This window comes from Priestia sp. JV24 (genome assembly GCF_025910025.1).
Taxonomy (GTDB): Bacteria; Bacillota; Bacilli; order Bacillales; family Bacillaceae_H; genus Priestia; species Priestia megaterium.
Window position 1 is genome coordinate 574,082 of the sequence record NZ_JAPCIN010000020.1, and the last position, 18,820, is coordinate 592,901.

The following is an 18,820-nucleotide window of genomic DNA, read 5'->3' on the forward strand; positions in this document are numbered from 1 at the left end:
CTCATATTAAAAATACTTTTTATCAAATTCTTTTAGTTAAAGCTGCTCTCTCTTTCAAGTCGGCAACAATTTTACTGTATAAATTATCTGTAAGGTTATAAAAGAAAAATAAAATGATTAATCCAATAATATTAAGAGCCGCCGGAGCAAGAAATAATAACCCTTTAAGACCTAACAATGTATCTGAAGACTGCTGAATATTTGGAACGTACCCAATTAAACTTAGTGCAACTCCTGGAATAAAACCTGCCAAAGCCTGCGCAAGCTTTCGGAAGAAACTGTATGTTGAGTAAACAATGCCTTCTGTACGTTCTCCCGAATTCCACTCATGATAGTCGATGGAATCAGCAATCATTACCCACGGCAGACCAAGCGCAAATGCTAATGCAAAGTTTCCTAATGAAAAAACAGTTAAAAACGTTACTGTACTCGTTGGTAATATAAAATTTAAAACATCACAGGCAATGCAAACTAAAAGCCCAAGCATGAATGTATTTTTCTTCCCTATTCTTTTTACCATTGCTGGGATGAATATCGAACCAACTACAGCAAGCCCTATACTTAAAAAGGAAAGTATTGACATTAATTCTGGGCTTTTTAAATTATACTCCAAATAGTACAACTGAACAGCGTTGCGAATATTGGAAGAAGCAATCATGAATAACGCTGCTAAACACAATACAATAAGAGGACGGTTTGAAAACAATGCTTTGAATAGCTTAGATAAAGGCAACTTTTCTTTTCTTGGGGCTCTAATAACGTTTTCTTTAGTATTACGATAGCAAATTAAATGAAACAAAATTCCGAATATTGACATCACAGATATAGCCACGATGTACCCGACTTCTTTATTAGCAAACTGTAGCACAATAGGAATTACCACTACTCCTGAAATAAGAAGAGCTGTTTGACTACCAATTGCTCTAAATGAACCTAAAGATGCACGATCAATTGGATCTTGTGTCATCGCCGCAGATAAAGAACCATATGGGATATTAACAAATGAATAGGCTAGCCCAAATCCCATATAGGTGGCAAATGCCCAAACAATCTTTCCGGTGTCTGAAAAGTTTGGAGCCAAAAACGAGATGACCGTCATTAATGCTAGAGGAACTGTTCCCCATAAAATGAAAGGTCGGAACTTTCCTCTTTTTGAGATATTTGTTCTTGAATCTACAAATGCACCAACACTTGTATCTGCAAACGCGTCAAATATTTTAGAAATTAAAAATACTAGCCCTCCCCAGTAAGCAGAGATTCCCAAAACATCTGTATAAAATTTTAGAAGGTATAACTGTCCCATATCAAACATAAGTCCGTTACCAATATCACCAAAACCATAAGACATCTTTTCTTTGAAAGTTAGCTTTTTAGAAACCGTAACTACTGGCCTTTTACTTGGAACCACTGGTAATGCCATATAACTATCCCCTCTTTCTCCCATTTACAATCTCCTTTTTGTAAACCCTTTCATTAAGAAGTAGACATAGATGTTTCAATATTTAAAATCTATCACACTCCTTTCAGATGTCTCTTTTTAAGTTAGTAGCCCACAAACTTAAAGAATCAATTTCCTCTTTTCTTTAACTCTTTCCATACTTGTTCATATACTTTTTTTAAAGGAACGCTGTAAGTCTCAGCAATCAACTTACAATCTTCAAATTCTGGTGCCCTTTGTACAACTTCACCTTTCATAATTCCGGTTTTCACCGTAACGCTTCCCCATACTGTTTCCACTTTATGGAATTCTCGTTCCAACCGGTGAACCGACAATGGATAATAGCGAATTCCCAAAGTTGTTGTTTCCTTAAATAAAATCTCCTTTATTTTATCTACATATGCCTCTGCACAAAGCAGCTGAAGTAAAACACCCGGCCTGTTTTTCTTCATGTAAATAGGTGTGTAAAAGACGTCGTTGGCTCCGGACTCTAAAAGCAAGTCCATAATATATCCTAGTAATTCGCCAGAAATATCGTCAAGATTCACTTCCATTTTTATCATTTTACGATCGATGTGCTCCAAGTTAGGAGGAATGTGTGAAGACAAAATAGTCTCTCCTTTCTTTTAGTTCTTGTTTACTTTGAGATACGATACTTCAGACTTTCAATTTTCCTCACCAATGATTACTCGCAGCACATTAGGATGTTTTTCAAAATCTTTTGTTCCTGCTCCATATCCCACTGATTGTACTGTCATGGAAGGAACTGTACAGAATTCTTCTGAAAGCACTGATACAATAGCTGCACCTGTAGGCGTGGTTAACTCGCTTTTTATATTGCTTTGCTGAAGAGGAACACCTTTTAATATTTCTAAAGTAGCAGGTGCAGGGATTGGATAAATCCCATGATCAATATGTACTTTACCAGCGCCTACACAAACAGGTGATGATTTTATTTTTTGAATTTCTAGTTTGTTTATCAAAATAGAAGCTCCTACAATATCTATAATCGAGTCTACAGCTCCGACTTCGTGAAAGTGTACTTTTTCTAAAGAAATACCGTGAATGAGACCTTCAGCTTCCCCAATTTTTCTGAAAATGTTTAACGAAGTTTCTTTCACTTTTTGAGATAATTGACTTCCGTCGATTAGCTTTACAATATCTTGGTAGGCACGATGACCATGGTGATGGCTATGTTCGTGATGATTGCTATGTTCATGCTTGTGATGATGGTCGCTATGTTCATGTTCATGATTGTGGTCGACATCTTCATCTTCATGCTTATGATTATGTTTATGTTGATGTCCAGAAGCATACTTGTGATCAGCTGTTTCCGATAGTTCTACATCAAACTTCGTACTAGAGATTCCATTTTTCACAACTTTTCTCCAGCTCAATTTATACTCTTCAGAAATATTTAGTTTTTGAAGCTCCTTTTCTAAAAGAGTCGAATCTCCTCCAGCATCAATAAGTGCACCAATGAACATATCACCACTAATGCCTGAAAAGCAGTCAAGATAAAGCGTTCTCATTATGTTTAGCTCCTTTTTGAATTAATCGGTGAATCAAAGCAGCGTTGTAAGCAGCGCCGAATCCATTATCAATATTAACTACGCTAATTCCGGAAGAACATGAATTTAGCATAGTTAATAAAGCGGATAATCCGTTAAAATTTGCTCCATAACCAATGCTAGTAGGTACAGCAATAACCGGATGGGAAACCAATCCACCAACAACGCTTGGAAGAGCTCCTTCCATTCCAGCTACTACCACTGTCACAGTAGCATTTTGAATCTCATCAATATTATTTAAGAGTCGATGAATACCAGCTACTCCTACATCATAAATACGGCGAACTTTACACCCGAGTATTTCTGCAGTTACTGCAGCTTCTTCTGCCACAGGCAAGTCAGAGGTTCCTGCACAAACAATGGCAATATATCCTTCAAAAAAAGAATCCTGATCCGAGTCCTTCCAAAAGAGAATTTTTGCTACCTCGTTATATGCAAAATTCGGGCATGCTTCAAGCACTTGATTTGCTTTTTCTTTTGATATTCGCGTCACAAGCACCGACTTATCTTTCAGTTGCAGCACTTTAATAATAGAAATGATTTGTTCCGCTGTTTTCCCTTCACCAAATACTACTTCTGAAAAACCTTGACGTTTTTTTCGATGATAATCTACCTTAGCAAAACCTAGATCCTCATATGTAGCTAACTCTTTTTCAGCATCTGCCACAGTTAGTTTCCCTTGCTGAACTTGTTTCAAAATTTCTTTTATCATTGTTCGTCACACACCTTAGATTGTTTATTCAGTGAAGTTTAGTGTCACTACTCCACTTTGGATAAAGCTTGATTCATACTACCACTTTGATAACCAGTTAAATCTAATGTAATATATTTATAGCCTAGTCCCTTCAATTTCTTAGTAATGATATTGTTTTTTGCCATAATAAAGTTCATATCCTGAGGTTCCACTTCAATTCTAGCAATCTCTTTATGGGTTCGAACTCTCACTTGACCAATACCTAGTTCTTTTAAATAGGCTTCTGCTTTTTCTACTTTGGTTAATTTTTCTTTCGTAATATACTCACCGTAAGCAATTCTAGAAGATAAGCAAGCAAATGAAGGCTTATTCCAAGTTGGTAACTCTAATTGTTGAGATAACTCTCTAATTTCTTTTTTAAACAAATTAGCCTCTAGTAGAGGTCCTCGTATTCCTTTTTCCTTTGCAGCCTTCATGCCAGGTCGGTGTTCATTCATATCATCCGCTATAGCACCATATACAATCGTTTTAAATTGGTATTCTTCAATAATTGGCTTCAGATGATCAAATAAGCTACTTTTACAAAAATAGCATCTATTTTTGTTATTTTCCGAGTAGCCTGGAATGGCTAGTTCTGATGTCTCAATGATCTGATGTCTTACCCCAATTTGCTTTGCTAGCGCCTTGGCTTCTTCCAGTTCACTTGATGGATAGGTCTCCGAATCTGCAGTTACTGCAATCACATTTTCATTTCCTAATGTTTCTACAGCCACTTTTAATAAGAAAGTGCTATCCACTCCTCCGGAGAAAGCTACAACAACTGATTCCATATCTCGAAGAATAGAAGCTAAAGTCTCGTATTTTTTGCTCAACATGTTCTTATCCTCCCGTCTTTGACAATCTTCTTACTTTTAAATTGTCATGCTTCCAAATCCACCATCAACCCGTATTAGCGTTCCTGTTACAAAACTAGAAGCCTTTTCTGAAGAAAGCCAAACAGCTGCTCCTTGCAGTTCTTCTGGCTTACCAAACCGCTTCATAGGTGTATGTCCCATAATTGAATCTACCCTCTGTGAACTTAGTAATTTTTTATTTTGCTCTGCTGGAAAAAATCCAGGAATAATTGCGTTGACTCGAATACCGTTCGGAGCTAACTCTCTAGCTAAAAATTGCGTTACACTATTAAGACCGGCTTTTGACACAGAATACGTAAATACTTTAGATAACGGAGTAGTCGAAGAAACAGAAGAAATATTAATAATACTGCCTTTTCTTTTTTGTTCAATCATTTTTTCAGCAAAAATTTGACACGTAAGTACAACCCCTTTTAGATTGACATCCATAATATCATCCCATTCGTCCATATCTAGCTCAAAAAAAGGAGTTCCACTATTTTTACCAGGAGCGTTAAGAAGAATATCCCATCCTCCTGACCATTTTTCAATTGCACTAGCTACTTCAATTAAGGATTCACGAGCACTGACATCAGCTTGAAAAGCTTTTGCTTTTCCTCCATTACGTTCTATTTCCTTCACTACATCTTCTGCTTTTTCTAAATTACGTCCTACAATAGCAACTGTTGCTCCATGATTAGCTAGTCCTATCGCTATAGATGAACCTAAGACACTATTTCCACCAATTACGACTGCAGTTTTTTTAGTTAAATCAAATAATTGTTTCATTTCTGTCCTCCACTCTCAAAAAATTGCCTTCTTTATTAAATGATATAGAATACAGCTCTGAACTTTGTTGCATATGAGGATGAGAATGGATATGATTTAGCAATGCCTCAGAAACCTCAATTTCACTTAGCTCTAACGTATTTTTAATTCGCACCATCTTTACTTGAGTAAAGTCTAATATATTACTCGTTTTAATAGCTGCCTGAATGGCTTGGCGATCATTAGGTAACGTAGTAGGTATTTTTGTAGGCGCCACAACTGTTGAAGTTAAGCCATTGGCGTACATAAATTCTAGGTTTGCTTTATCTACTAATCTTTGAGTCGTAAAGTCTGCAGTTCCGACTCCATTTGCATTTCCTTCTGTTTGGGGAGTCAAGTCCAAAACAACCATCTTATTAACGGACGGTCCGCCATGAGCATATGGAGTTGGATAGCGTCCTGTGACATTAGGATCCATTCCATCCCCACTAATATTTTTACCAATTTCATCAATAACCAGCACGTCTAGCTCATCAAAGTAAAGTTTCGGTAAAAGCTGTTTAGCTATAATTTGTAGATTCGTCTCTTTATCCTCAATTTGTTCAGACGGCAATACTTCTATTACAGCTACTTTATCAAATGAGTTTTCAATACTAGCAATGCCAAATAGAACAGGAAGTTCTTGCATAATAACTTTAGCCATTGCAGGAACGTTTTCAGCCATATATTTAAATCCTAGCTGATGGCAAGCTTCTGCCCCTTTTTGTTTTCCTAAACCAATGCTTATCATTTTCATGAGACCACTTTCCACTGGACCGCGAAAAGCTGTATGTGGTTTTATTCGATTTACAACGATAATTCCATCAGCTTTTGAAGCATGCTTATCTACAAAGACAGGTAATCCATTGGATAATTGTCCAATTTCCACTACCTCCATTGAAGAACGAATCTCACATTGTACACTCTCTTCGGTTATTCCAAGATGGCGTAAAACTTCTTGCTGGCCTTCAGCAGTTGCTCCGCCATGACTACCCATGCTTGGAACAATAAAAGGGTTAGCTCCAAGTTCTTTTAAGAATTGTACTGTGGTAGCTGTCATTTCGACTATTTGATCGAGCCCTCTACTACCTACTGCAATAGCAATTTCCATCCCAGGTGTTATTCTTCTTTTTATGTTTTCTTGATTTAATTTTTCCGTTAATACATGTTGAACATCATGAATTTTTGTATCATCAAATGCCACTTGTACCTTGGCCATTTTGGGAATAGGAATATCTTTTAATAAATCTTGCAAAATACCCACCTTTTTCTCTCCTTTCTTTTAATCTGTAATATTAGAATTATCCATAATAAGAAAAAGAACTTTATTCATGTTAACGTTGTAAAAAGTATCTCTCTGCATTGTAATAAGAAATATTTTCAATCAGCGCTTGCAGAACTGTAGAATCATTGGGAACCTTTCCTTGCTCTACCCATTCGCCAATTAAGTTGCATAGTATTCTACGAAAATAATCATGTCTTTCATAGGAGAGAAAGCTGCGAGAGTCTGTCAACATACCAATAAAATGACTGAGTAACCCAACGTTAGCAAAATCTTTCATTTGTCTCTCCATTCCATCAATATGGTCGTTAAACCACCAAGCTGTGCCAAACTGAATTTTCCCAGGAATACCCTCTTCATAAAAGTTTCCCATCATCGAGGCAAGTACAGGATTGTCTTTAGGATTTAAATTAAATAATACGACTCTCGGCAGCGTATCTTCTTGATCAAGCGTATTAAGAAGTTTTGATAAGCCTTGTGCAATATCTGCTTCTCCAATCGAATCAAACCCTGCATCCGTCCCTAAAAGGTTTTTCATTTTTGTGTTGTTGTTTCGCATAGCACCGATATGTAGTTGCATTACCCATTGTTTGTCAGCGTACATTTTTCCTAGTTCTTTTAAAAGAAACGATCGGTACTTAATTAACTCATCTTGTGAAAGAAGTTCGTCATTCATACGTCTCGTAAAAATCATTTCCGCTTCTGCTAGAGTCACCTCTTGGTATTTCATGTAAGGAATATCATGATCCGCTGCTCTCCCCCCATTATCATGAAAATAATCAACTCGCTGTTTAAGCGCTTTAATTAAATCTGCTAAAGATGTTACTTGTTTTTGAGCTACGTGTTCAAGGTTCTTGATCCATCTCTGAAAAGTTGGACATTCAATAAACATTGCTCCATCAGGACGAAAGGTTGGAACAACTTTTGTTTCAAACGTAGTAGTTTGCTTTAGCAATTGATGGTATTTAAGAGTAGAAGTAGGATCATCCGTAGTCCCTATAAATCGTACATTAGATTTCTTAATTAACGATTGAGGTGTAAACTCGGCACTTTGCAGTTTTTCGTTGCATTCATCCCAAATTTCAAGTGCCGTATCCGGGCTAAGCCTTTTATCAATATTAAAAAAATTCTTTAATTCCATATGAGTCCAGTGGTACAACGGATTTCCAATTAAAGAGGGCACCGTTTCTGCCCAAGCAAAAAATTTTTCCCAGTCACTAGCTTCTCCCGTAATGAAATGCTCAGCTATACCATTCATTCTCATTGTTCGCCACTTATAATGATCTCCTGCTAACCACAGCTGAGTAAGATTTTTATATTGTTTATCTTCTAAAATCTCTTTTGGGTCTAAATGGCAGTGAAAATCAAAGATCGGCATTTCTTTAGCAATGTATTTATATAACTTAACAGCTGTAGGTGTGTATAGTAAGAAATCGTCTGCTAAAAACTCTTTCATGTTATTTTCCTCCTAAGGAAACAAAATTGACTTTATGGATATATGTAAACACTTTCATTTTCTGTTATAATTAATTTGTTCGTTTACTAAACTAATTAATTATAGAAATAATTTAGCATGTATACAAAATTCAGTCAATTAAATATTTTAAATTTTACAATTAATATTTTTCCACATGAAAATGCTATAATAAAAAAATGTCAACGAAAATTTGGAGGATATATTTATGCCTAACGGTGATGCAGCTTATATCAAAAAATTAAATCGATCTTTAATTATTAGCAAAATTGTAGAGGCAGGAATGATCTCACGAGCTGAATTGTCTAAGGCTACAGCATTAACAAAAGCTACTATTTCAGCACAAGTTGCAAGTCTACTTGAAGAAGATATTATTATTGAGACACAGCAAGACTATTCAAACGTTGGAAGAAAGCCTATAATGTTATCTTTGAACGAAACGGCAGGATATGCACTAGGAATTGATCTAGATTATGGTCAAATCTCATTTACTCTTTCTAATCTTCTTGGACGTCCAGTTTCTTCAGATAAAATCAAAATACACGATACAAATTACTCGAGTATATTTAGTGTATTAGTAAAAAAAATTAATGAATATAAAGATAAATGTCTTATGTCTAGATACGGTTTGATTGGTATAGCTATTTCGATACATGGTCTCGTTACCACTGATGAAATTATTCACTACATCCCTAGGTTGCAGTGGCGTGAAATTGCTTTGAAAGCGGACTTAGAAGCAGCAGTAAAGGTGAATGTTTATCTTGAAAACAATGCAAATTTGCTAGCTTTTGCTGAACGAGCTTATACACATCATAAATCTGATAACTTAGTATGTATAACGCTTCGTTCAGGTATAGGTCTTGGAATCTTAATAAACAACAAATTATCTAAAGGTCATGATGGCTATGCGGGAGAAATTGGTCATATGATTGTTCAACCAAATGGAGAGCTTTGTGCCTGTGGAAACAAAGGATGCTGGGAGAAATATGCATCTGAGTCAAGCTTTCTAAAGAATCTTTCCCAAAGAAAACAAGTTCGCAATATGTCTTTTAAACATATTGAAGAAGAGCTTAATAGAAAAGATATTGAAACCCATCAAGAAATGGAGAATTTTATTCATTACCTTTCAATTGGTTTGAATAATGTCATTAATATCTATAATCCTGAAATTTTAATTATCGATAGTGAATTACTTTCTCGATACCCAGATTCTATACAAAAAATTAAGAGCAGCCTTTCTTCCTCTATAAGTCACTACCGTGAATTATTAATCTCCTCAACTGGAAAAAAGGCATATGAATTGGGTGCATGCGCATTAGTAATTAAGCATTTCCTTGAAATTACAATGCCAAACTTGGTATATTCCGAGTCAGCAGAAGGCTCCCTTTTAAAATAAGTACCATCTACATTTCAGCTTGTATAGTAAGAGTAATTAAAGATAAATGTTTTTACCTTCGAAACAAGAAATGAAAGATTAATTAAGACTTTCAACCCTACTAATAAAGAAAGTAAAATGATTGTAGCATGAGCTTAAACTAAAGCCAGAGCTATCTTACCTAGACAGCGATTAAGAATTGCCTCCTACTTGCTAAGAGGCAATTCTTTTACTTCTATATCTTAATCACCATAATAAAACTCCAAAAGGTTTCGGATAGATAACAAGATGATCAAAATAACCAAAACTCCTCCTATTCATCCCCTGCTTGCTTCTTTTGGGGATTTCTTTTGTTTTTTATGGGCGTAAAAAATCAGTTTTCGAAAGGCAGCGTGCAGTAAAATGATAAAAACCAACATACCAATCTTTACGAGAATTAACAGGTCATCACATCCTTGTTAACATACAAAATAAAGAACGAACGGCCAATTGGTAAATAAATCAGCTATGAAACTTTTTATTTTCTTTGTTCTTTTGATACTCTACAAAAAATGAGATTGGGACTACTCCAATACATATACCTATGGAAATAAACAGCGCTTGGTTCAGCTGAAGACTTGTATTTCCTGCTGCTTTACTATAAATCATAAAACATACAAAACTTAAAAATCCTATGGCGAAAGGAATGAGCGCATGTTTGTACCATTTCATTGTATTAATCTCTCCTCTTTTATAACAGGACAAAGTTAGAACAGCCCAGCTTCCAAGGTTACGATCATTTCCAAATTATCACATCTTCTTTTCTTCTTATTAAACAAGTTTAGCCTAATAGTGAGCGGCGCCTCTCCAGAACATACGAACCCTCTTGAAATCATACAAAAATAAAAAAGGCAGGATTTCTCCTGCCTTTTTGCATATGTAATTCCTCTTTACTATGTCAACTCAGCGCTTTTAGCGAGCATAAAAGCAGAGATACTAAACAAAAGAATCAATAAAGAAGCGGCATGTAACAGTAAAAAAAGAAACTTTTGACCGCCTTTAATGAAGAGCGAATAAATCATTCCTAGGATTGTTACTAAGATTAAAAGTGCTGCTGCTATTTTAATTACTATAGCAAAGAAAGCTCCAGCAAATACAATTGACGGAATAAAAGATGCTACAATAATGATATACAAAATCAGTGTAGCAATAAAAGCGGTTTTTGATACGTTTGAAGCCCGTTTAAACAAATTCCCCATATAATCTCCTTTCTCATTTTAAAACTGCATCTTTTACTATAATACATGTGCTTAGAGGACACAATTAACTTTTGTGAAAATCCCCATAAGTTAAGCTTTATCGCCAATGATATCGGTTATATTTTTAAGGTCTTGTTTGCTTAGTTTATCAAATTTTGTGGCTGTTTTTTGTTTGAATTATTTGTTGATAAATAGCCTTGAGGAATGCTTTGTAGTCTTTACTTCAAAATCAATTCACACTAAAATTCTCTCTTCCGGTAGATAGACAGCGCAATAAAGTAAGAAGCAATATACATTACCATTCCAAAGAGAGTATATAAGATAGGAACATGTAAAGAAGAAGCAACCGGTAAGCTGGATGCTGCTAATATTTCAACTAGATACCCAACAACTCCTTGTAAAGCAATGGCAACGAAAAGGCCCCCATTCCACCTCCAAGTACTATTCCGTCAGATTTCTCTGCCCCGAATACGTAAAGAAGCGGATAAGCAAGTGCACCGGCAAAAAGTACGATAAATGTACCAAACAAAACGATATTTATTATATCCTCTACTGCACTCTGGGAAATAAGCGAATACATTGAAAAAACACCATAGGATAGGATGGTTCCGCTGACGACAATTAAAAAGTAAAAAATATAGTGGCTTTGCACCACATTTTTTCGACTAATCGGAAGAGTAAGCACGTATTTGTCGTAGCCGGTCTTACTTTCTAATTTGATCACTTCAAGCGCTGGCATTGCCATTAATAAAATAATTAACATCGCTATAATACGGTAAAATGAAGGATCCGCAAAATAAAAGATGACCGCAGAAATAACTATGGCGAGCGCTGTGTACGTCAAAAAGCTTCGGTGAATGAGATAGTAATTCGTTAACAATAGACCTCTCCTTTACGTTTCACTCCTTGTTAAAAGCACGCTTAGTTCTTCCATCGACATCGGTTCAGTTATAGTTCCATCTGGCAGCTGATGCTTATCTGATACTAATACGCGGATAGACGTATCATACGTTCTTTTTGCCACTACTACATCTTCAGGAAGTAAGTTCAGCTGTTCTTCATTCATAACGGCAATTGCATACTCCTGAAAAACTTTCTCGTTTTCTTTATTTAATAAAACCTCACCGTTTTAATCACAACAAGGTGGCTCGCTATTTTTTCGACGTCGCTCATAATGTGAAACGAAAGCAATATTCCGCTGTTTCCATCGCTGACAAATGCTTTTAATTCATCTAGTATTTGCTCTCTAGACGAAGGATCCAATCCTCCTGTCGCTTCATCTAACAGCAATAATTTAGCACGGTGAGACAGCGCTACCGCTAGAGATAATTTCATCGACATGCCGCGTGAAAATGTATGTATTTTTTTATCTTTCGGCAGTGAAAAAGAATGAATCAACCGGTGAAAATCGGCTTCTTCCCAAGAATTAATAAGTTTCTTTTTGTACATGTCATCTTACGTTTAATGAAACGACACATAGAAAATATACAGAGACACATATAATTCTAAAAATTTCTACTTTTATTAGTAAAAAGGATATTATTCCTTTTTATGGTATAATCAAAAAATATCATTTATAGGGAGTGAATTCGTTGGAAACTAACACAAAACCTCAAGTAAACACCAACTCTATTGTTTCTCTAACTCTAGGTATCGTATCTATTTTCATTCCAATCATCGGGTTTATTACAGGTATTATTGGAATTATCTTCTACAAAAAAGCATCAAATCAAATAGCTGCTACCAATCAAAGCGGTAAAGGACTCGCGATTGCCGGGCTAATTTGCAGTATAGTAGGCGTGATTTCTCAGCTGTTCTTTGTATTAGGGATTATTACGTTTATGTTTGGCGGAACGACGGTTGACTATGAATAAAACAGGTCAAGTAAAAAACGTAAGAAAATCGGGGTGTAGATAAGATTATTGAATTTTCTATGTAAAAGAATAAAAGCTTGATTTTCGACTCTCGGAAGATCAAGCTCTTAAAATTCAAACGTTAACTATGACTCATTGTTACTAGACCTATAGCTTTTAGTGTAACTTGCAAAGGAGAATAAAAAATTAAATCTATTGTTGAATCTAGAATAAAAGATATAGTAATTGTTCTACTTACTTTACTACTAGTAATCTCTGTGTTGATTAACTGTTCTAGCTATTTTAATAGTACGGAGATACAAACTTTGACCTCAAAATGTTATGATAACGGCGGAGAAGTCATGGTAGAAATACATAATCCAATTACCAATGACTATTCTTTTGAATGTAAATAAATGAGTTAGACTGCACCTAATTACTCAATAAGCTTTTTTAAAAGAGGGTTAACGATTTAGCCCTCTTTTATACGTTAAAATATAGACGTATCAAGTTAATAACAAAGGTTTGTTTATGAAACTTGTCATATTAGGCATCTGCGTATTTTTCTATGCAGTACTACTGGACTATCTAAAATATAATTATGGTCTTAACCTTACAGGAAAGGTGCTAATCCTGTCCGTTTTAACTGGAATTACGTATAAAATTATTGAGAAAATATATGAGAATCGAGCAACTACACCAAAGGATGAGGAGTAACATTAAGTCAGCGTACTATTTTAATTGTTTCTGCAGTGTGCTTACTAAAGGTTCTCTAAATGAGAATCTTTTTTAGTATCTCTTATGTATCTGCTATGAAAAAAGATTGCCGATGAAGATAATAAATCCTGTCACTAGAATTAACCCAGCACTAATTATCACCGTTAGAATACTTCTTAGAGCCGATGCCCAATTGTTTATTCCAAAGAACCCTGCAATGCCGACGAAAAATAGAATCATTGCTAAACAAAAATTTATATTAAATAAAGTTGGGTGATTAAAAGCGATGAAAAAGAACACAACGCACAGTAACGCACACATAAATGACCAAAAGTTGATAATTCGTGCCACTTCAATTAAACTTCCTTTCCCTTTAAACTCTACATATTTAAAATCCTCTTAAATCATTTATTTCAAATCTGTTTTTAACCGCTTCAAGAAAAAATCACAAACTTCGGTTTGAATAAACTGCTTCTTCAAACTGCACAATAAATATTCTAGTTCAAATTCCTGATAAAAAATTTTAGTCACATACATTTTTAATTCTTCTAGCGTAGGTGGTTCTGACGCATATAGTTTATCTAACGAAAGGTTAAATTGAGAGAACAGCTGATCATTTTGATAGCATTCGAAGATTTCTCCACCTTTTATTCGGCAGCTAAACACACCTAGTATTTTTAAGAATGCATTGACTTGATTTTCTTCAAATTCATGATCAATCGTGAACATAAAAAAAGGGTGTTCCTCTGCGTTAATCATATGTTTCATCAGACTCATTTGATATTTTAATAGCTTTACTTCTTTTACGACATCCAACTTCTTCCCATCTTTCTTTAAAAAATGATATTACTATAATCCGTTAATTTTACCATAATATAGTAGCATTAATAAACCGTTTATAAGAGTATAACTTTGTGATTAATGGAATAATAAGGTATATTATTATAAATGGGAATAATTTCATAAATTGAAAGTGAGGATACATATGGGTTTATTAATAATTGCTGCTATTATCACTTTATCTGTTATCTTGGACTACTTTATTTTTGACTATGATGATAAACACTGGGGCTGGTTAAAAAAAGCTTCTAAACCAGTTAGAAGAAGTGTTATTGGTTGTTACTTGCTTATGTCATTTGTTATTTATTTTGGTTTGAGTCTTCCGTATATTAAGCCTTTTTTATAAATATTAAATACAAGCTGAGTCACTAACAGAAAGACGCCTATATCCAAAGGATATAGGCGTCTTTCTGTTAGTATCACCTCTATAATGCCAATGAGCTTAATAACAGCTGCATTTTCTGTTCTGTTTCTTTCTCTTGGCAAGGTTGACGTTAGCACTAAAAAATTTAAAGTCAGTTATAAAAATGAACATGCTTTTTTATATTCCAATACGAAATATGCCCAAGCTCTTTTCATTCAGCTGCATATTCTACTAGTACAAGTATCTTTTATGAAAGGAGAGGTTATCTTGAGCGAAAGAAAAAAAGAAAAAAGAAATGATGACAATCATAATGATTCGTTTGCTCCCTTTATCAGCCCCAACCCTGTTACCTCATTTAATCCAGTCCAGCGTTATCCTAAAATTGATAAAACAGCTTTCATAAGTCCATTTTGTAGCGTAATAGGAGATGTCAGAATTAAAGATAATGTATATGTAGCTCCTAATGTAAGCATTCGTGCCGATGAAGGAACTCCATTTTATATCGGTTCAAACACAAACCTGCAAGACGGAGTGATTTTACATGGTTTAGTGAACAAACGCTTTCCTGTTGGCGGTAAAGGTTATTCCATTTTTATCGGAAACAAAGTAAGCGTTGCCCACGGTGCTCTTATTCATGGTCCTTGTTATATAGGAAATAACACATTTGTTGGCTTTAAATCGATTGTTTACAACGCAATTGTTGGAGAAGGAACATTTATTGCATATAATGCCGTCGTCACAAATGGTGTACGGATTGCACCAAACCGATTTGTTCCACCCGGAGCTAATATTGATACGCAGGAAAAAGCAAATGCTCTTCGCCGAGTCCCAGCAGATGGCGAAGAATTTGCACGAGACGTACAGCGTGTAAATCAAGAATTTCCCGCTTCTTATCACTTATTATTTGGTTCACACCGCTGTTCTTGTGGAATGCCCTATGGTCATTAAAAGTAATCAGAACTAATCCTTTGAAAACATTGAGCTCAAAGGATTTTTTTGTTTTTCGAGTAGTTAACCCCCTCACTTCACCACTACTACAAATTGTTTATCTTCAAATGTAAACATTTCTCCTAATTCATAGATGTACTTCTTTTTGTCTAATTTGTAATACTTTCCGAAATAGAGCGTTTTTAAGTTAATACTCGTATCTAGACTTGAATCTTTTTCTTCCGCTTCATCGCCGTCCAAGCAAGAATATAATTCAGTGTGACAACCCTCTATAAGGTGTTCTTCAATATATGTAAAAAGCTCTCTCATGGATTTAGGGTGCACATCGCAAGATAATTCGTAGATATAGGGCAAGGTGAATACATGCTTTATATCGCCGTATCCGTCATTTAAGTAATTGATACTAATACCGTACGCATCTTCTTCTTTTTCATAGATTGTAATCAGCTTTTCTTTCTTTGGATTTCGATTAAAAGGAGAAGCTTCGGATAAAGACACCAGCGTTTCTTTTGTGCCAAAATTTCCTGTAGGCAATTCATAAGGAGAACCTATATAGTGATGTATCGTCATATTCGTCACTTCGCTTTCTCTTTGCTTATAAAATACTATTATTCTATCACTCTTATTAAGATTACATACAAATACAAGAAAAATATGTATAATAAAACCAGGAGGTGACAACATGAAGAAACTACTACCTTTTTTATTTTTAGCCGCTCTTTATTTGTATGACTCTTCATACAATCATACTGCTTTTTTACATAAACCGGTTGTTTCTGCGTTTTTATATGTAGCTGCTATATTTGCCTGTGCCCTGCTGCTTGTAAATGTAAAAAAAGATAGAGCTGTTTAAACAAGGAGATTACTATGAGCTATAAAATCGTATTCTTTGACGTGGACGGAACTCTTACTCATCACGAAAACGGGACTATTTCCGCTAAAACTCGAGATATTGTAAAAAGCTTAAAAGATAAAGGAATAAAAGTTGTTGCCGCAACAGGCAGACCTTTATCTCTCTGTGAAGAAATTAAAGAATTAGGCATAGATACGCTCATTACCGCAAACGGAGCGTTTACTATACATAATGAAGAAGTCATTTGTAAGCTGTCCATGGACAAGCACGTCGCGCGCGAAGTCTTTGAATATGCAGCCTCGCAAAATCACGGTCTTTCATTTTATACAAAAGAGCTCAGCATGAACGGAATCAAAGATGATAATATTTTAAAAGCCCTGAAGGAAACATTATCGCTCAGTGATTATCCTCAAATGAATGAGCGTATTTATGACGAAGATATTTATTTAATGTGTCTATATGGTGATGATAAAACGGCTGAGCAGTATACGCAGCGATTTCCTCATTTAATGTTTAAAAGATGGCACCCTTTTGTCGTAAGTGTTCTTCAAGAAGAAATTACAAAATCGGTAGCTATCCTGAAGGTCTTAGACTATTTTAACATCGATCAATCCGAGGCTATCGCATTCGGAGACGGAGAAAATGACATCGATATGATAGAATTAGCCGGTCTTGGAATTGCGATGGGGAACGGATCTGATAAGTTAAAAAACGCCGCAGATTTTGTCACGAAGAAATCGGGTGAAGACGGGATTGAGTTTGCCCTTAAAAATTTTGAAGTCCTATAGAAAAGTGGCACGCCTAGATAACTTATCTAAGCGTGCTTTTTTCTTTCCATAAATGTTTCAGGATGTAGCTCCTCCGATTGAATGACAATGGCCGTCATGCCGGTTTCACTTCCCGATGTATGCCACTCTCCTTTTTCCCACATTACTGCTTCTCCACGTTTAATGGATATTCGTTTTTGATTCTCTCCTGTTACCCATCCCTCACCTTCGACTACGATAAATAGCTGAGAGATAGGAGCTTGATGATGCCCTATCGTTCCTTCTCCTTCTATATACATATAACCGATCGTAGCTGCTTCATTTGTTCGTGCCATTTTTACGTAAGTGGCTAAATGCGACTGATATTTTTCTACTTTTTTGCCATGTTCTTTACTGAATTTGTAGATTTTCAATATACATACCCTCTTTGTCCATCACGTTTTCTTATTTATTTTTATTGCGTTTAAGATACTCGGGCGGAGAAACAGACTCAACAAGTAAAGCACCGTCTAGCTGGTCACGCGGTACAAATAAAGTTGGCATGGTACCACTTTCTAAAAAGATAGTTTTAGTGAATAACCACTTGTTTCCTGAGGTTTTTTCAGGCTGTGAAAAATCTGTAAATAAAGCTGGTGACTGCACTTGATGCATATAGTCCTCTAGACTTTTTTTAGGCGGCTTCTCTATTTTATATGGCTGTCCCGTGTCCGTATGTATTTCACCTTCATACATAAATAACCCTAAGTAATAAGACTGTTCTTTTATTTCATTAGAAACGATTGCTCCTAGTGATTCAAAGCCTGTAAACGTTTTATATTGTTTGAAAATATGAAGGTTATGTGCCCAGATAATAATCTTTTCATTAGGGTACAGTTCTTGACAAATCCATTCTAAATTTTCCTTCATTCGTTTTTCTCTTAGTTTTTTATACATCCGGTGATTATGGTGAATATGATTGATAAAATACAAACGGTTTTGCAGGCATTGAATAATTATTTTAACTTTACATACAAGCTCTTGATTTTCAAGATGCAAAACGTATTCTTCAAGTAGATAAGCTTCTAAATCTCCTATTACTACGCTTGCTTTTTCTTTAAACTCTGCAAACTCACGTAGCATTTCTGCTGGAACTTTTTTTCTTCTCGATTTATATTCCCCTAGTTGGTAATACCATTTATACACGCCTGCTTCAATGTATTCTATCTTTTCTATCATGTCTTCAGACACTACGGGACTCAGCTGCTGAACGAATTTCACGAAAAGATCAGGATTAGAAGAAGGATTAATATCTATTCCTATTAAACTTAAATCTGATTTTTTCATTAGCTGAAACAAAGATAGATTTTCTTTTGTTGCCCATAAAGAATAAACGGCGTTTTTTAAAAAGTCTTCATCTGTAAACTCTTCCTTTAACTCATTAGCGCTGTAGCATTCAGCTAATCCGCTTTCAAATGCCAGTACGGTAAAATTCATTTCTTTATGTAGAAATTCTATTATTTTTGACTTCATCATATTATGTTCTCTTATGTTGTGACCATTTTCCCCTAACCACACAATTCTCTTATCTTTTACGATATGACGGAGAAATTCAAACTCTTGAGGCGTACATTCAGCCGGTTCGCTTAAATGAATTGAGTTTTTAGATAGCCACTCCACAGAGTTTAAATACCTCTCTTTTCCTTTTGAAAAAATCCCCATATTCTATC

19 protein-coding genes and 3 pseudogenes are annotated in these 18,820 nt (G+C 35.2%); 6 read left to right on the top strand and 16 right to left on the bottom strand.

All coding sequences use genetic code 11. The annotated features are described in order from the left end of the window. Window positions 1-22 precede the first annotated feature (22 nt). The 7 genes and pseudogenes from OK414_RS18215 to uxaC form a co-directional block, all read right to left on the bottom strand. Entirely contained in the window at window positions 23-1,420 is a 1,398-nt protein-coding gene (locus OK414_RS18215) for a glycoside-pentoside-hexuronide (GPH):cation symporter (protein WP_263045306.1), read from the bottom strand. A gap of 146 nt (window positions 1,421-1,566) precedes the next feature. Further along, window positions 1,567-2,970 (bottom strand): annotated as a pseudogene (gene larC / locus OK414_RS18220) (nickel pincer cofactor biosynthesis protein LarC). Further along, window positions 2,951-3,721, bottom strand: a complete 771-nt coding sequence (larB, locus tag OK414_RS18225; protein WP_263045307.1) for a nickel pincer cofactor biosynthesis protein LarB — start codon at window positions 3,719-3,721, stop codon at window positions 2,951-2,953. The pseudogene larC and the gene larB overlap by 20 nt, the downstream one beginning before the upstream one ends. Before the next feature lie 47 nt (window positions 3,722-3,768). Beyond that, a complete protein-coding gene (gene larE / locus OK414_RS18230) occupies window positions 3,769-4,578 on the bottom strand; it encodes an ATP-dependent sacrificial sulfur transferase LarE (RefSeq protein WP_263045308.1) in 810 nt (269 codons plus the stop codon). Window positions 4,579-4,614: 36 nt separating this feature from the next. Beyond that, the gene (locus OK414_RS18235; RefSeq protein ID WP_013058128.1) at window positions 4,615-5,385 is read right to left on the bottom strand and encodes an SDR family oxidoreductase; all 771 of its coding nucleotides are present in this window, start codon (window positions 5,383-5,385) and stop codon (window positions 4,615-4,617) included. Further along, window positions 5,369-6,667, bottom strand: coding sequence for a nickel-dependent lactate racemase (locus OK414_RS18240; protein WP_263045309.1), 1,299 nt, complete (start codon window positions 6,665-6,667; stop codon window positions 5,369-5,371). Before OK414_RS18240 ends, OK414_RS18235 begins: the two co-directional genes overlap by 17 nt. A gap of 70 nt (window positions 6,668-6,737) precedes the next feature. After that, window positions 6,738-8,141 (bottom strand): glucuronate isomerase, encoded by a 1,404-nt coding sequence (gene uxaC / locus OK414_RS18245; RefSeq protein WP_263045310.1) that lies wholly within the window; start codon window positions 8,139-8,141, stop codon window positions 6,738-6,740. A 226-nt stretch (window positions 8,142-8,367) separates the two neighbouring features. On the opposite strand from uxaC, the gene OK414_RS18250 reads away from it, so the two are divergent. Beyond that, complete coding sequence (locus OK414_RS18250; RefSeq protein WP_263045311.1) at window positions 8,368-9,555, top strand: ROK family protein; 1,188 nt, start codon at window positions 8,368-8,370, stop codon at window positions 9,553-9,555. A gap of 480 nt (window positions 9,556-10,035) precedes the next feature. On the opposite strand, the gene OK414_RS18255 is transcribed toward OK414_RS18250, so the two are convergent. The 4 genes and pseudogenes from OK414_RS18255 to OK414_RS18270 form a co-directional block, all read right to left on the bottom strand. Then, the gene (locus OK414_RS18255) at window positions 10,036-10,245 is read right to left on the bottom strand and encodes a hypothetical protein (protein WP_263045312.1); all 210 of its coding nucleotides are present in this window, start codon (window positions 10,243-10,245) and stop codon (window positions 10,036-10,038) included. A 221-nt stretch (window positions 10,246-10,466) separates the two neighbouring features. Next, window positions 10,467-10,772 (bottom strand): hypothetical protein, encoded by a 306-nt coding sequence (locus OK414_RS18260; protein WP_263045313.1) that lies wholly within the window; start codon window positions 10,770-10,772, stop codon window positions 10,467-10,469. 239 nt (window positions 10,773-11,011) lie between these two features. Next, window positions 11,012-11,652: pseudogene (locus OK414_RS18265) on the bottom strand (ABC-2 transporter permease). 12 nt (window positions 11,653-11,664) lie between these two features. Beyond that, window positions 11,665-12,212: pseudogene (locus OK414_RS18270) on the bottom strand (ATP-binding cassette domain-containing protein); the annotation flags it as partial. Window positions 12,213-12,364: 152 nt separating this feature from the next. On the opposite strand from OK414_RS18270, the gene OK414_RS18275 reads away from it, so the two are divergent. Next, complete coding sequence (locus tag OK414_RS18275; RefSeq protein WP_144644335.1) at window positions 12,365-12,646, top strand: DUF4190 domain-containing protein; 282 nt, start codon at window positions 12,365-12,367, stop codon at window positions 12,644-12,646. A 789-nt stretch (window positions 12,647-13,435) separates the two neighbouring features. Here OK414_RS18275 and OK414_RS18280 read toward each other — a convergent pair. Beyond that, window positions 13,436-13,693 carry a hypothetical protein gene (locus OK414_RS18280; RefSeq protein ID WP_264363541.1) on the bottom strand — a complete coding sequence of 86 codons (258 nt, stop codon included), beginning with the start codon at window positions 13,691-13,693 and terminating at the stop codon, window positions 13,436-13,438. Between the two features lie 57 nt (window positions 13,694-13,750). Then, window positions 13,751-14,158: a DUF1878 family protein gene (locus OK414_RS18285; protein ID WP_016766573.1), complete on the bottom strand. Its 408-nt coding sequence runs from the start codon at window positions 14,156-14,158 to the stop codon at window positions 13,751-13,753. Between the two features lie 169 nt (window positions 14,159-14,327). Here OK414_RS18285 and OK414_RS18290 point away from each other — a divergent pair, with 169 nt between their 5' ends. Continuing rightward, complete coding sequence (locus OK414_RS18290) at window positions 14,328-14,528, top strand: hypothetical protein (RefSeq protein WP_034650223.1); 201 nt, start codon at window positions 14,328-14,330, stop codon at window positions 14,526-14,528. A 285-nt stretch (window positions 14,529-14,813) separates the two neighbouring features. After that, complete coding sequence (locus OK414_RS18295; protein ID WP_251384767.1) at window positions 14,814-15,494, top strand: carbonate dehydratase; 681 nt, start codon at window positions 14,814-14,816, stop codon at window positions 15,492-15,494. A gap of 72 nt (window positions 15,495-15,566) precedes the next feature. Here OK414_RS18295 and OK414_RS18300 read toward each other — a convergent pair whose 3' ends face one another. Beyond that, on the bottom strand, window positions 15,567-16,064 hold the full coding sequence (locus OK414_RS18300) for a hypothetical protein (protein WP_263045369.1): 498 nt from the start codon (window positions 16,062-16,064) through the stop codon (window positions 15,567-15,569). A gap of 112 nt (window positions 16,065-16,176) precedes the next feature. On the opposite strand from OK414_RS18300, the gene OK414_RS18305 reads away from it, so the two are divergent. Together OK414_RS18305 and OK414_RS18310 are read left to right on the top strand one after the other, a co-directional pair. Beyond that, entirely contained in the window at window positions 16,177-16,347 is a 171-nt protein-coding gene (locus tag OK414_RS18305) for a hypothetical protein (RefSeq protein ID WP_016766569.1), read from the top strand. A 14-nt stretch (window positions 16,348-16,361) separates the two neighbouring features. Next, window positions 16,362-17,135, top strand: a complete 774-nt coding sequence (locus OK414_RS18310; protein WP_263045314.1) for a Cof-type HAD-IIB family hydrolase — start codon at window positions 16,362-16,364, stop codon at window positions 17,133-17,135. A gap of 26 nt (window positions 17,136-17,161) precedes the next feature. Here OK414_RS18310 and OK414_RS18315 read toward each other — a convergent pair whose 3' ends face one another. After that, window positions 17,162-17,527 (bottom strand): cupin domain-containing protein, encoded by a 366-nt coding sequence (locus tag OK414_RS18315; RefSeq protein WP_263045315.1) that lies wholly within the window; start codon window positions 17,525-17,527, stop codon window positions 17,162-17,164. Window positions 17,528-17,558: 31 nt separating this feature from the next. After that, on the bottom strand, window positions 17,559-18,812 hold the full coding sequence (locus tag OK414_RS18320; protein WP_263045316.1) for an erythromycin esterase family protein: 1,254 nt from the start codon (window positions 18,810-18,812) through the stop codon (window positions 17,559-17,561). Between the last annotated feature and the right edge of the window lie 8 nt (window positions 18,813-18,820).

Bases quoted from the DNA above. Each gene is read 5' to 3' on its own strand.
- OK414_RS18215 (WP_263045306.1), bottom strand. From the start codon at position 1,420: ATGGCATTACCAGTGGTTCCAAGTAAAAGGCCAGTAGTTACGGTTTCT.
- larB (WP_263045307.1), bottom strand. From the start codon at position 3,721: ATGATAAAAGAAATTTTGAAACAAGTTCAGCAAGGGAAACTAACTGTG.
- larE (WP_263045308.1), bottom strand. From the start codon at position 4,578: ATGTTGAGCAAAAAATACGAGACTTTAGCTTCTATTCTTCGAGATATG.
- OK414_RS18235 (WP_013058128.1), bottom strand. From the start codon at position 5,385: ATGAAACAATTATTTGATTTAACTAAAAAAACTGCAGTCGTAATTGGT.
- uxaC (WP_263045310.1), bottom strand. From the start codon at position 8,141: ATGAAAGAGTTTTTAGCAGACGATTTCTTACTATACACACCTACAGCT.
- OK414_RS18250 (WP_263045311.1), top strand. From the start codon at position 8,368: ATGCCTAACGGTGATGCAGCTTATATCAAAAAATTAAATCGATCTTTA.
- OK414_RS18255 (WP_263045312.1), bottom strand. From the start codon at position 10,245: ATGAAATGGTACAAACATGCGCTCATTCCTTTCGCCATAGGATTTTTA.
- OK414_RS18260 (WP_263045313.1), bottom strand. From the start codon at position 10,772: ATGGGGAATTTGTTTAAACGGGCTTCAAACGTATCAAAAACCGCTTTT.
- OK414_RS18290 (WP_034650223.1), top strand. From the start codon at position 14,328: ATGGGTTTATTAATAATTGCTGCTATTATCACTTTATCTGTTATCTTG.
- OK414_RS18300 (WP_263045369.1), bottom strand. From the start codon at position 16,064: ATGACGATACATCACTATATAGGTTCTCCTTATGAATTGCCTACAGGA.
- OK414_RS18305 (WP_016766569.1), top strand. From the start codon at position 16,177: ATGAAGAAACTACTACCTTTTTTATTTTTAGCCGCTCTTTATTTGTAT.
- OK414_RS18310 (WP_263045314.1), top strand. From the start codon at position 16,362: ATGAGCTATAAAATCGTATTCTTTGACGTGGACGGAACTCTTACTCAT.
- OK414_RS18320 (WP_263045316.1), bottom strand. From the start codon at position 18,812: ATGGGGATTTTTTCAAAAGGAAAAGAGAGGTATTTAAACTCTGTGGAG.